This window comes from Carnobacterium pleistocenium FTR1 (genome assembly GCF_000744285.1).
GTDB classification, from domain to species: domain Bacteria; phylum Bacillota; class Bacilli; order Lactobacillales; family Carnobacteriaceae; genus Carnobacterium_B; species Carnobacterium_B pleistocenium.
The window spans coordinates 802,728-815,176 of the sequence record NZ_JQLQ01000002.1; the positions used below are offsets into that span (position 1 = coordinate 802,728).

Below are 12,449 nucleotides of genomic sequence, written 5' to 3' on the forward strand. Positions count from 1 at the left end.
ATACTAAAAAATCCAGCACCGGATCTAAATTCGGTGTTGGATTTTTTGTTTTTAAATGATTGTTTTTGCTAAAAAATTCTTAAGAAAGACTGACATAAATCATTTGTTTTAGGTTTACAAAATAAATGAACTAATTAAAAGTCTTTCCCTAGAGCAGTCGCTTTGGCTATTCCTTCAGCCATAATAGCTGCTGTTTTAGCAGGGTCATAATCCAAACCTTCAACAAATAGTTCTTGGAAATCAGTGACACCAATATAAGTTGAAATAGTTTTTAAATATTGATTAGCGGGGTCTTTTCCGCCATAAAGTCCTCCGTTTGCTTGAATGTGCAGGACTTTTTTGTCTCCGGCAAGTCCGATAACTTCACCTTTTTCATTGTATTTAAATGTTTTTCCAGTAACAGTGATTGTATCGACCCACGCTTTTAACCGAGTAGGGACGTTTAAGTTCCATAAAGGATTAGCAATAATAATCTTATCAGCATTCAAAAAGCCATTTGTGTATCCTTCAAATAACGTTACTTTTTGTTGTTTAACTTCAGATAATTCAGTAAAGATAGTTCCGTTGCTAAGTTCTGACCAGGCTTGTAATAAATCACGATCAATATCGGGGACAGCTAAATCATATAAATTGATATCTTCAACGGAATCTTTAGGATGGTTTTCAATATATGATTTTACGAAAGCATCGGTTACTTGCATTGAACGAGAGACCTTGCTATCTAACGGATGAGCACGAATAACTAATAAATTTGTCATAATAAGATCCTTCTTTCACCTTTTTTTGAGAACCTTCTCTTTATCATCTCTTTAGTATCTTACTAAAGTTGATCTTAAACAGCAAGAAGCAAAATCAAATAAAAAGTGGTGATTGAAATGCAATGAGCTGATTTTTAAAAAGGAAGAGAATATAATGAGAGAAACGTTTAGAGCTTATCAAAAGATATGTTGACCGCTATACTTTAATCGTTAAGATAACCAAAAGGACGGGAAAATAAAAAGTGAATAATTGAAAATTGGCGAAAAGATGAACGAGTAAAATTCAGAACGGCCAACAGATTAAGGAGGAAAAGACATGTTTAGATTAATAAATAAATTAAATAATTGGGCTGTATTTGGAGCAGTCGTATTTATGATTATTCAAGTTGTTGGAGACCTGTATCTTCCAACTTTAACCGCAGATATTATTGATAATGGTGTATCCACTGGAAATATCGATTACATTATTTCAGTAGGAATTAAAATGCTGGGTTTTTCATTACTCAGTATTCTTGCTGCTATTTTAAATGTCTATTTGGCTGCTCAACAATCGCAACTATTAGGAAAAAAACTTCGAAGCGAGCTTTACCGAAAAGTTTCCTATTTTTCAAATGATGAAATAGATAAATTAGGAACGTCTTCCTTGCTAACTAGGACAACGAATGACGTAGAACAAATTCAATTGGTTGCTATGATCATGTTAAGAATTATGATCATGGCTCCCATCATGTTGGTCGGGGCAGGTGTGCTAGCCTATAGTCGTGAACCAAAATTGGCTCGGATTTTCGTTTATGTTATTCCAGTGTTAGCTGTTTTTATCGGCTTCATTATGTATTTTTCAATTCCTTATTTCAAATCACTGCAAAAAAAAACAGACCACTTAAATCTTATTTTTCGTGAAGGGCTAACAGGGATTCGGGTCATTCGCGCATTTAACCGGAACGATTCAGAAATAAAACGTTTTGATGAGGCCAACAAAGCGTTTGCTGAAACGTCTATTAAAGTACAAACAATATTGAGTTTGCTATTTCCAATGATGACTTTAATTATCAGTGCAACAAATATTGCTATTATCTGGTTTGGTGGAGGATATATTAGTACTGGGGACATGGAAATTGGGAATTTAGTTACTTTTATGGCCTACGCAATGCAAATCTTGATAAGCGTCATAATGTTGGCAATGGTTTTTATTTATGTTCCACGAGGACAAGTTTCAGCCGCACGGATCAATGAAGTTTTAACGATGGAAAGTAAGATAAAAGATCCTGAAAGTCCAAGTGCTGTTCAAAAGCGTGGTACAAAATTGCTCTCATTTGAAAAAGTTAATTACCGGTATTCGGGAGCTGAAAAATTAGCATTAGAAGAAATCGATTTTGAAGGTGGAAAAGGTGATGTGATTGCCATTATTGGAGGGACAGGTTCTGGTAAAACAACGATTGCAAATCTGATCACGCGCTTTTATGACATTGAAGCAGGGAGTATCAAAATTAACGGTATCGATATACGAAAAATAAAGCAAAAAGACTTACGCAATTTTATAGGATATGCTCCGCAAAAAGCCCAATTATTCACTGGTACGATTCGCGAAAATCTGCAGTATGGAAAGTCAACTGCAACAGATGAAGAAATGTGGCAGGCATTAAAGATTGCTCAAGCAGCAAATTTTGTATCTGAATTGCCTAAAGGCTTAGATGCAGTCGTCGAACAAGGTGGAGGGAATTTCTCTGGTGGGCAAAAGCAACGGTTAAATATTGCAAGGGCATTGGTTGCAAAAGCAGAGATATTGATCTTTGACGATTCTTTCTCAGCACTTGATTTTAAAACGGATGCAGCTTTAAGGAAAGCATTGCTTCCAGAAACGAGAAATTCAGTTGTTTTAATTATTGCCCAAAGAATTAGTTCGGTCACACAGGCTGATACCATCCTTGTCTTGGAAGAAGGGAAATTGGTTGGCAAAGGAACGCATGAGGAATTAAAACAGACTAATGAAACGTATCAAGAAATAATGAGATCTCAAATGAGTGAGGAGGAGATGTCATGAGTAAAAATAGTTCTGATTCAACTAAACCTATTCGTGAAATCAAACCTAAAAATTTCTTGAAGACGCTAATCAGATTGCTTAGCTATATAGCTACTCGTTCATTGGCAATCATAATGGTCTTCATACTAGCTATTATTGCAATTGTTTTGCAAACTCAAACACCAAAAATCTTAGGTGAGGCAACAACTGAAATTTTCAGAGGGGTAACGGAAGGTGCGCAATTGCGACAAGCTGGCCAAGAGGTTGAGGTGCTTCCAATTGATTTTGAGATGATCACGAGTATTTTAATCACTGTTGCAATCTTCTATATTCTTTCAGCCATTTTCAGTTACCTTCAACAATTTACGATGACTCGTGTGGCCCAAAGAACGGTGTATGATTTGCGAAATGATTTGAAAGATAAAATGAATCGTGTTCCGATGCATTATTATGACACGCATTCCAACGGAGATGTCATGTCTCGCGCGGTAAATGACATGGATCAAATTGCTAACTCCTTACAGCAAACACTCACGCAATTTATCAACAGTGTAGTGACCTTCTTTGCTGTCTTGTACATGATGATTACCATAAATGCAATACTGACCTTAGTTACATTGATCACTGTTCCAATAAGTGCTTTAGCAATTGCGTTAATTGCTCCTAAATCGCAAAAATTATTTGCAGCTCAACAAAAAAGGTTAGGGCTATTAAATAATCAAGTTGAAGAGACCTATGCCGGACACATTGTTGTGAAAACTTACAATCAAGAAGAAACGGAAATTTTAAAGTTTGAGGAGAAAAACGATCAACTCTATCAAGCTTCACGAAAAGCTCAATTCCTATCGGGGATTATTATGCCATTGATGATTTTTATTCGGAACTTAGGCTATCTAGGTGTCGCTACAGTTGGTGGGATTTTTGTCGCCAATGGCATAGTGACATTGGGAAATGTTCAAGCTATGCTGCAATACACAAATCAATTTAATCAGCCGATTCGCGAGATGGCAAATCTGATCAATATGATTCAAGCAACGATTGCTTCAGCCGAACGCGTTTTTGAAGTGTTAGACGAAGTGGAAATGACTAATGAACCCTCTACTATTCAACCTGTGAAACAGTCACCTTACAAAATCCAATTTGAACATGTTCAATTTGGCTATGAGGGGAAAGATGGGTCGCTGGTAATTAAAGACCTTAATTTAAACGTTGAAGAAGGTCAAATAGTTGCTATTGTTGGCCCGACTGGGGCTGGGAAATCTACTTTGATCAATTTGTTGGAACGCTTCTATGATGTGAGCGGAGGAAGTATTAAAATTGATGGAGTTGATATACGAGATTTTACGAGAGAAGAAGTGCGGTCCCATTTTGCGATGGTTCTGCAAGATACATGGTTATTTAATGGCACCATTCTTGATAATATTCGTTACGGCAGTGCTGAATATGGTCAAAATGAGGAACGTATTTATAATTCAGCTAAGGCAGCTCATGTGGATGATTTTGTGCATAAACTGCCAGATGGATATGAAACCATTCTTAATGAAGAAGCAAGCAATATCTCATCTGGTCAAAGGCAATTGATTACGATTGCTCGGGCTTTTTTGGCTGATCCAGAAATTCTGATCTTAGATGAAGCAACATCGAATGTTGATACGAGAACTGAAGTATTGATCCAAAAAGCCATGGGGAAACTGCTGAAAAATAGAACTAGTTTTGTCGTGGCTCACCGACTCTCCACTATCCGTGAAGCAGATAATATTGTTGTGATGGATCATGGAGACGTAATTGAAATGGGAACTCATGACGAGTTAATGGCTCTACATGGTTTCTATGCAGATCTTTACTCTAGCCAATTTATCCAACAAGAAGTTAGTTGAGCAAGACTTTTTTCTAGAGTAGCTAAAAACAACTAACATGCGTTCCTTTCAATTTTTTTAAAATCTGCTAAACTTACAACATAAGTTTTATAAAAAAGGGGATCAATATATGACACAAATCAAAAGAATTGTAACTGGAAGAATTGAAGAGAATTGTTATGTTATCCATCAAGAAGCAAAAGCATTGATTGTTGATCCTGGAGATGATTTTTCAGCGATAAAAGAAGAATTAGAAGAGTTGAATGTGACACCAACTGCCATATTATTAACGCATACGCATTATGATCATATTGGGGCACTAGAAGAAGTCAGAAAAAGATACTCTGTTCCAGTATACGTTAGTGATTTAGAACAAGCTTGGCTTGGAAACCCTATTTTGAATCTTTCAATCCATTCAGGGCATCCAATTACAGCTGAACCTGCTGAATATGAATTTGAATTAGGTAAAACCTATGCCATTGAAGGATTTCAATTTAAAGTCGTCCCAACTCCAGGGCATTCACCTGGTGGAGTTAGTTTTGTATTTGACGATTTTGTTGTTTCTGGGGATGCACTATTCAAAGGAAGTGTTGGAAGAACTGATTTAACCGGTAGTGATCCAGCAGCATTATTAAAAGGAATCGAAGAACAGCTTTTTAACTTACCCGATAATATGCGAGTTTACCCTGGGCATGGAGATGAAACAACTATTGGATATGAGAAAAGGACTAACCCTTTTTTTAGGTAAAGATAATTTCAAAAAAGACTGAGATGATTTAATTTTTCTCAGTCTTTTTATCTATTTAAATGACTTTAGATGACTGTTTCCATAAAAAAACCACTTTAGCGGGGAACGCTAAAGTGGAAAGGTTTTTTTACTTTGGAGGAGTAAAAAAAATAAAAAAGTTGGTTTGTTGTTTTGGTATATTTATAGTATAGAAGCCAATTATGAAAGAAGTGTGACGAAAAAGCATATTTTAAATGAAACTTATGTATTTAGTAGAGCCAAATAGAAAAAAGAGACACAAAACCGTTTATGTTAGAAAAAGTTCTTGAGAATGGTCATTACTAGTTGTTAAACAACTTTTAGGTAGAATAATTTAAAAGCTTGCAAACAAATAATGTTCCATGTATACTTATTAAAAGTAAGCAAATAATTTGAACACTTAGTAAAATGAAAAGAGGAATGAATAGATGACCTTATCAGCGAAAACAATCATTGGAAAAGTAGTATTAAATGTTGAAAATATGGAGAATATGAAACAATTCTATACAACTATTATTGGATTAGAAATTAAAAATGAAACCGATCAAGTGCTTCAACTGGGAGCATTTGATGAAGAAGAGGTCTTATTAGAATTACAATCAGTTGCACCAATTGGAGAAAAACCAACTGCAACAGGCATGTATCATATGGCCTTTTTATTGCCAACACGAAAAGATTTAGGTGAAATTTTGTATCATATTTTAACATCAAAATATCCTTTGACCGGTGCAAGTGATCATGGATACAGTGAAGCCTTGTATCTAGATGATCCAGAAGGAAATGGAATTGAAATCTATGCGGATAAACCAAAATCAATGTGGGACATTAGAGAAGACGGTCAGATTGCTGGAGTTACAGAAGAAATGGATGCAGAAGGCGTGATTGGAGAAGCTAAGCAAGCGTTCCTTGGCATGCCTAAAGGAACTTACATGGGGCACATTCATTTATTTGTTGCTGAATTAGATAAAACAGAAATTTTTTACAAAGATGTTCTAGGATTTGATTTAAAATTTAGATTTGGTCCTCAAGCAAAATTTTTCGCAGCAGGAGAGTATCATCATCAAATTGGAACCAATGTATGGGCTGGAAAAAATATTCCAGCAGCTCAAAAAGGCTTACGAGGGTTAGATTACTTTACAATCGTTGTTTCATCAGCTGATGAATTAACACAAGTGAAAGAAAAGCTTGATGCAAAAAATTATAGTTATCAATTGGATGAGGCAACGCAAACCCTCTCTTTAAAAGATACAAATGGAATAGCCATTAAAATTACAACAACCCACTAATAAATAGTCTAACCGGTAAGCTAAGCTGCTTGCCGGTTTTTTTGTGTCTTACTATAAAATAAGCAATTAAAATCAGTGTAGAAGTAAGGGACTTCGATTATAATGAACTAGAAAGAAAAAAATTAGCACCACTAAAAGAGAAAATAGTAGAAAGGATAAAAAAATGTATCCAAAAACAAAAGCTTTTATTCATCAATTAATCGAAGATCAGATCATTCCTGGAGCAAGTTTTGGCTTTATCACAGCTAATGAACGCATGGAATACCGTGAAGGTTTAGCTGCAATTTCTCCGGAAAGAGAAACTATCAAAGAAAATCAAATCTATGATATTGCCTCATTAACTAAAGTGTTTGTAACGACCACCATCATCTTGCAATTATGGCAGGAAGGGAAATTAGCTCCAGATGATAAGGTCAGCCTTTATTTGACAAGTTTCACAGACCAAAAGGTAACGCTAAGGCACTTATTGACCCATACATCAGGTATAGAAGGTTATATTCCCAATCGAAATGCTTTGTCCGCCAATGAGTTGCATGAAGCCATTCTCCATTTGCCAATAGGAGAGTCATTTGAAAAAGAAGTGCACTACACGGATATAGGTTTCATTCTATTAGGATTTATCATTGAAGCAATTGAAAATAAGAGCCTAGCCAATGTGTTCGCTGAGCGTATCAGCGGACCGCTGAATTTAGGGGATACCTCTTATTATCATCGAGATAAACAAGCATGTGCCCCAACGGAGATAGATCCTAAAAGAGGATTGATCAGAGGAGAAGTCCATGATCCTAAGGCTTATATACTTGGAGACCATTGTGGGAGTGCGGGGTTGTTTTCAACGTTAGCTGAATGCTTGACCTTTTGTCAAATGATGTTAAATACCGGTTACCTCAAGGGAAAACGTATTCTTAATGAAAAAACTGTGCTATCATTATTAGAAGACTGGACGCCAAAAGGCAAATTGAACCGTTCTTTAGGATGGGATATAATAACCAGAGGCAGAAAAAACTATTTGTTTCATACTGGATTTACAGGAACATTTATTGTATTAGATATTTTGGAAAAGGAAGCTTTTGTATTTTTATCTAATCGCGTTCATCCAACGAATGATAATAGATTGGATTACCTTAACCAGCGCGATCATTTAATAGAATGTTATTTAACTGAAAAAGAAGCAATGACTAATGAATGAGATTTTAGGAGGAATAAAAGTAATGAATGAACCTTTAATAGTAAAACCTGTTCTACAAGAAAAAATCTGGGGTGGCAAAAAATTACGTGAAGTTTTCGGGTATGATTTGCCAAGTGATAAAACGGGAGAAGCTTGGGCCATAAGCGCTCATCCGAATGGGCCAAGTCTAGTCGGAAATGGACCTTACAAAGGATTGAATCTAGCCGAAGTATGGGACCAACATCGTGAAGTATTTGGAAACGCGGAAGGTGACGTTTTTCCTTTATTGACCAAAATTTTAGATGCTGCCGACGATTTATCTGTTCAAGTTCATCCGGATGATCAATACGGTATGGAGCATGAAGGCGAATTAGGTAAAACAGAATGCTGGTATGTCATCGATGCTGATAAAGGTGCGGAAATTGTTTATGGTCACCACGCTCAGACAAAAGAAGAGTTAGAACAGATGATTCTTGACGGCAAATGGGATGACTTATTGAATCGCATCAAAGTAAAAAAAGGCGATTTTTTCTATGTCCCAAGCGGAACGATCCATGCGATTGGTGGTGGGATCACGATTCTTGAAACCCAACAATCTAGCGATACGACTTACCGTGTATACGATTATGACCGTAAAGATGATCAAGGAAACTTAAGAGAATTACACGTTAAACAATCCGTCGATGTGACAACTATCCCTCATGTAGATGCGACTCCTGAAATGAAAATAAAAAAACAGCAAGACGCAACGATCACAACTTTTGTAGAGACTGCATTTTTTGATGTTTATAAATGGGAAATAAAAGGCAAAGCCGATTTCAACGCAACAGCTCCTTACACCCTTGTTAGTGTGTTAGACGGAGAGGGTAAATTGATTGTCGAAGCAGGAGAATATCCATTGACCAAAGGAACTCACCTTATCCTACCCAACGACATCAAAAAATGGACAATAGAAGGCAACTTAGAAATCATCGCATCAAACAACTAGGATGCTGAACTTCCCGTTTAGGCACGCAGCAATTTTCAAGAATTGAAAGCAAGAGCATCCCGCGCATTGCGTCAAATCTTGAAAATAGCCCAGTGACTGGGAAGTGAAGCTCAACTAAAGGATGCGAAGAGACCCTGAAAGACATGCAGTAAAAACAGGAAATCCCAGAGAAGATGTCTCATCTTCGGCGGGATTTATCTTTTTCACAAAATGTCTGGGTCTCGTAGCTCAACTAAAGGATGCGAAGTTCGACGATTAGGCTCGACAGAAAAACAAAGAATCTCGCAGAGGATGTTCCATCCTTGAAGAGATTCTGTTTTTTCCGAGAGTCTGTCGAACGAAGCTCAACTAAGACTAGGATGCGAAGTTCGACGATTAGTCTCGATAGAAAAACAAAAGCGACGCTTTAGGAAATCCCGGCTAAGATGGTATATCTTAGCCGGGATTTCCTTGTTAGTTGACAAAGAAGACAAGAAATAGCAGTTGCTTGTCCCAATTACCTGATAAGTGGACAAAGAAGACAAGAAATAGCAGTTGCTTGTCCCAATTACCTGATAAGTGGACAAAGAAGACAAGAAATAGCAGTTGCTTGTCCCGTTTACCTGATAAGTGGACAAAGAAGCCAGAAAACAGAAAAAGTTTGTCCTATTTGCCTACCACAAGAAATTTTTTTGAAGAATAAACACTATTTGTCATATAACTAAAAAAGAGTTCAAAAAATGATAAAATCATTTTTTGAACTCTTTTTTGTTAACCGAATAATTCTTCGGCTTCTTTAGGGAATCGTTTTTTTACTGCTTCTTTTAGGATGCGATCCGTCAATGTAGTGTTACGAACCAACAGTGGTCCATGGAAGTATGAACAATACGTTTGTTTGTAATGAGCGCCTTCTGTTTTATCTTCGCCATTATTGCCGTAACCCATTTCAACGACGCCTAAAGGTTTTACCCCTTCTCCAAGAAAAGTACGTCCATTATGATTTTCAAAACCTTTATACGTTTCGCCAAATTCATCATTTTTAATGACAATATCACCAATAAAACGACTGTTGTCTTGATTTAACGTGTAGTGGTTTAGAGCACCGATTCCATTGATGCGATTTCCAGCAGCATCAACATAGTAGTGACCCAGTAATTGGAATCCGCCACAAATACCGACTGTCACACCATCATTTTCAATATAATCAATAATAGCCTCTTTTTTAAATTGGATATCTCTTGAAACAACTCGTTGTTCAAAATCTTGTCCGCCGCCGAAGAAAACTAAATCATATTTAGCAGCATCAAAATCGTCATTCAAACTGACGATGTCAATATTAAATTGAATGCCTCTTTTTTTAGCACGATGTTTTAACATCAATAAGTTGCCATTATCTCCGTAAGTATTTAATAGATCACCATAAAGATGACAAATCGTTAATTCAACCATCTTACATACCTCCTTGAATATACCCTTGATTTGCTAACTCTTTACGCAATTGTAAGACAGCAGTATAAGTAGCTAGAACGTATATTTTTTTCGTTGGAGCATTTTTAAAATTTTTGATTATTTCAGGAATACTTGGAATGACTTGGAGTTCTTCTTCAGGAATGCCAGCTACTTCTAAGCGAGCCGAGATATCTTCCACTCGTTCGCCACCAACAGTAACTGCTTTTATATTCATATCCGTAACGATTTCATAATTGGCATCCCAAATCCAGCTGACATCTGTTCCATCAGCATAATTAGCATTTAAAATAGAAACAAGCGAAAACGGTTCTGGATCAAGTTTCATCATTTCTAAGACTTGATTTAACCCAACTGGATTTTTCACCAAATTGATGGTAACTTCTTTGTCTTCGATCTGAATGACTTCTTGACGACCAAAAACACGTTTTGATGCGGCAAATCCGGCACGAATTTGATCCGTAGAGACATCTAAAATACGGCCAACACTATAGGCAGCTAAAGCATTGTAGATATTGTATTGTCCACCGATTTTAATTTCAAAATCTTCTCCTTCAATTTTAAAGCTAGAAGATTCGTGATCCATATGAGTCAATTCCGTTAAACGATATGTTAAATCTGGACGCTTGAAATCGCAATTCGGGCAATAGTATTTTCCAAGATTGCTGTAAGTTAAAAATTTATAATGTAAAATGTTGTTGCAGATCGGGCATAATACGCCATCTGTGTTGTAATGAGCTTTCGATTCCCCATCTGGAAGATGGTCAAAACCAAAGTAAACGCGTTTATTAACGGTCTCTTTAGAATTAAAAATGGGCGCGTCGCCATTGCTGACGATCAAAGCATCAGGTGCTAAAGCTGCACCATTCAGCATCATTTGATAAGTCGTGTAAATTTCCCCATAACGGTCCATTTGATCACGAAAAACATTTGTAAAAATGATTGCTTTCGGTTTAATATATTTCGTCACATGGATCAAACTAGCTTCATCAACTTCAAGAACAGCCGCTTTTTTCTCACCATTTTTTGTGTAAGAGTGATGCTCAAGAAAAGTTGAGATGATCCCTTGTAGCATATTTGCTCCAGTGGGATTTGTGATGATTTCAGGGTATTTTTGTTTCAACACTTGATAGGTTAAAGCGGTCGTCAACGTTTTACCATTTGTTCCCGTAACGATAACCACATCATAATTTCTTGATAAAGTACCTAATACGGTAGGATCTATTTTTTGTGTTAGCTGACCAGGGTAACTACTTCCACCTTTAAGAAAAGTATGAAGTCCCCATCTCGTTGTTCTTCCTACTGCGATGGCAAATGCACTACGTATACTCAATTGAGTTTCCTCCAATTACTTAAAATACTTTTTTTGCTACTTTAGATATTCTAGCATATATTTCTTGTGAAATTGTTAAATATTCTCTAACTTGTCCTTTAAAGGCAAAATTCAGCTCTTTTTTTCTATTTGGTGTAAGAATCTTCTATTATAAAGGTAGGATAGAGGGCTTCACTTTTGGTTGGTTTTAACGTATAATTCATAATGGATTCCTACGAGAGAAAAGAGGAAAAACGATATGGCACAACTTTTTTTTAAATACGGAGCAATGAACAGTGGAAAGACGATTGAAATTTTAAAAGTAGCCTATAACTATGAAGAACAAAATAAGCCGGTAGCAATCATGACTAGCGGTTTAGATGATCGAGATGAGATTGGGCTAGTATCAAGTCGGATCGGTTTAAGACGTGAAGGTATTGCTATATTTGAAGAAACCAATATTTTTGAAACGATCAAAGCATTAAAAGATGTCCCTGCATGTGTATTGATCGATGAATCGCAATTTTTGACAAAAGAGCATGTGCTCCAATTGGCTCATATTGTAGATGAATTAGAAATTCCAGTTATGGCATTTGGATTGAAAAATGATTTTAAAAATGAATTGTTTGAAGGCTCAAAATACCTATTGCTATACGCAGATAAGATTGAAGAAATGAAAACAATTTGCTGGTACTGCCATAAAAAAGCAACGATGAACATGCGTATGATCGATGGAAAGCCCGTTTATTCAGGAGAACAAATCCAAATAGGGGGCAATGAAAGTTACTTTCCGGTATGTCGCAAACATTACTTCAATCCCCTATTGAAGGACGATTTGTAACGTTAGTG

Annotated in this window: 10 protein-coding genes; 7 read left to right on the top strand and 3 right to left on the bottom strand. The window is 36.4% G+C overall.

The genetic code is table 11. The features are described 5' to 3' along the window. Positions 1 to 134 precede the first annotated feature (134 nt). On the bottom strand, positions 135 to 758 hold the full coding sequence (locus BP17_RS04035; protein ID WP_035051909.1) for an NAD(P)H-dependent oxidoreductase: 624 nt from the start codon (positions 756 to 758) through the stop codon (positions 135 to 137). Positions 759 to 1,074: 316 nt separating this feature from the next. Between BP17_RS04035 and BP17_RS04040 the strand changes: the two genes are divergently transcribed. From BP17_RS04040 to manA, 6 genes are all read left to right on the top strand, one after another. Beyond that, on the top strand, positions 1,075 to 2,799 hold the full coding sequence (locus tag BP17_RS04040) for an ABC transporter ATP-binding protein (RefSeq protein WP_035051912.1): 1,725 nt from the start codon (positions 1,075 to 1,077) through the stop codon (positions 2,797 to 2,799). Continuing rightward, on the top strand, positions 2,796 to 4,655 hold the full coding sequence (locus tag BP17_RS04045) for an ABC transporter ATP-binding protein (RefSeq protein ID WP_035051914.1): 1,860 nt from the start codon (positions 2,796 to 2,798) through the stop codon (positions 4,653 to 4,655). The genes BP17_RS04040 and BP17_RS04045 overlap by 4 nt, the downstream gene beginning before the upstream one ends. Before the next feature lie 109 nt (positions 4,656 to 4,764). Then, on the top strand, positions 4,765 to 5,382 hold the full coding sequence (locus BP17_RS04050; protein ID WP_035051916.1) for an MBL fold metallo-hydrolase: 618 nt from the start codon (positions 4,765 to 4,767) through the stop codon (positions 5,380 to 5,382). A 446-nt stretch (positions 5,383 to 5,828) separates the two neighbouring features. Then, positions 5,829 to 6,686, top strand: coding sequence for a VOC family protein (locus BP17_RS04055; RefSeq protein ID WP_035051918.1), 858 nt, complete (start codon positions 5,829 to 5,831; stop codon positions 6,684 to 6,686). A gap of 163 nt (positions 6,687 to 6,849) precedes the next feature. Beyond that, positions 6,850 to 7,875, top strand: coding sequence for a serine hydrolase domain-containing protein (locus BP17_RS04060; RefSeq protein WP_035051920.1), 1,026 nt, complete (start codon positions 6,850 to 6,852; stop codon positions 7,873 to 7,875). Positions 7,876 to 7,897: 22 nt separating this feature from the next. After that, positions 7,898 to 8,842: a mannose-6-phosphate isomerase, class I gene (gene manA / locus BP17_RS04065; protein WP_035055099.1), complete on the top strand. Its 945-nt coding sequence runs from the start codon at positions 7,898 to 7,900 to the stop codon at positions 8,840 to 8,842. 750 nt (positions 8,843 to 9,592) lie between these two features. On the opposite strand, the gene BP17_RS04070 is transcribed toward manA, so the two are convergent. After that, positions 9,593 to 10,270 carry a type 1 glutamine amidotransferase gene (locus BP17_RS04070; RefSeq protein WP_035051922.1) on the bottom strand — a complete coding sequence of 226 codons (678 nt, stop codon included), beginning with the start codon at positions 10,268 to 10,270 and terminating at the stop codon, positions 9,593 to 9,595. Between the two features lies 1 nt (position 10,271). Continuing rightward, complete coding sequence (locus tag BP17_RS04075) at positions 10,272 to 11,621, bottom strand: Mur ligase family protein (protein WP_035051925.1); 1,350 nt, start codon at positions 11,619 to 11,621, stop codon at positions 10,272 to 10,274. A gap of 238 nt (positions 11,622 to 11,859) precedes the next feature. On the opposite strand from BP17_RS04075, the gene BP17_RS04080 reads away from it, so the two are divergent. Next, positions 11,860 to 12,441: a thymidine kinase gene (locus BP17_RS04080; RefSeq protein ID WP_035051927.1), complete on the top strand. Its 582-nt coding sequence runs from the start codon at positions 11,860 to 11,862 to the stop codon at positions 12,439 to 12,441. Positions 12,442 to 12,449 lie beyond the last annotated feature (8 nt).

Coding starts and splice junctions, on each gene's coding strand:
- BP17_RS04080 (WP_035051927.1), top strand. CDS start 11,860: ATGGCACAACTTTTTTTTAAATACGGAGCAATGAACAGTGGAAAGACG.
- BP17_RS04035 (WP_035051909.1), bottom strand. CDS start 758: ATGACAAATTTATTAGTTATTCGTGCTCATCCGTTAGATAGCAAGGTC.
- BP17_RS04055 (WP_035051918.1), top strand. CDS start 5,829: ATGACCTTATCAGCGAAAACAATCATTGGAAAAGTAGTATTAAATGTT.
- manA (WP_035055099.1), top strand. CDS start 7,898: ATGAATGAACCTTTAATAGTAAAACCTGTTCTACAAGAAAAAATCTGG.
- BP17_RS04040 (WP_035051912.1), top strand. CDS start 1,075: ATGTTTAGATTAATAAATAAATTAAATAATTGGGCTGTATTTGGAGCA.
- BP17_RS04045 (WP_035051914.1), top strand. CDS start 2,796: ATGAGTAAAAATAGTTCTGATTCAACTAAACCTATTCGTGAAATCAAA.
- BP17_RS04050 (WP_035051916.1), top strand. CDS start 4,765: ATGACACAAATCAAAAGAATTGTAACTGGAAGAATTGAAGAGAATTGT.
- BP17_RS04070 (WP_035051922.1), bottom strand. CDS start 10,270: ATGGTTGAATTAACGATTTGTCATCTTTATGGTGATCTATTAAATACT.
- BP17_RS04060 (WP_035051920.1), top strand. CDS start 6,850: ATGTATCCAAAAACAAAAGCTTTTATTCATCAATTAATCGAAGATCAG.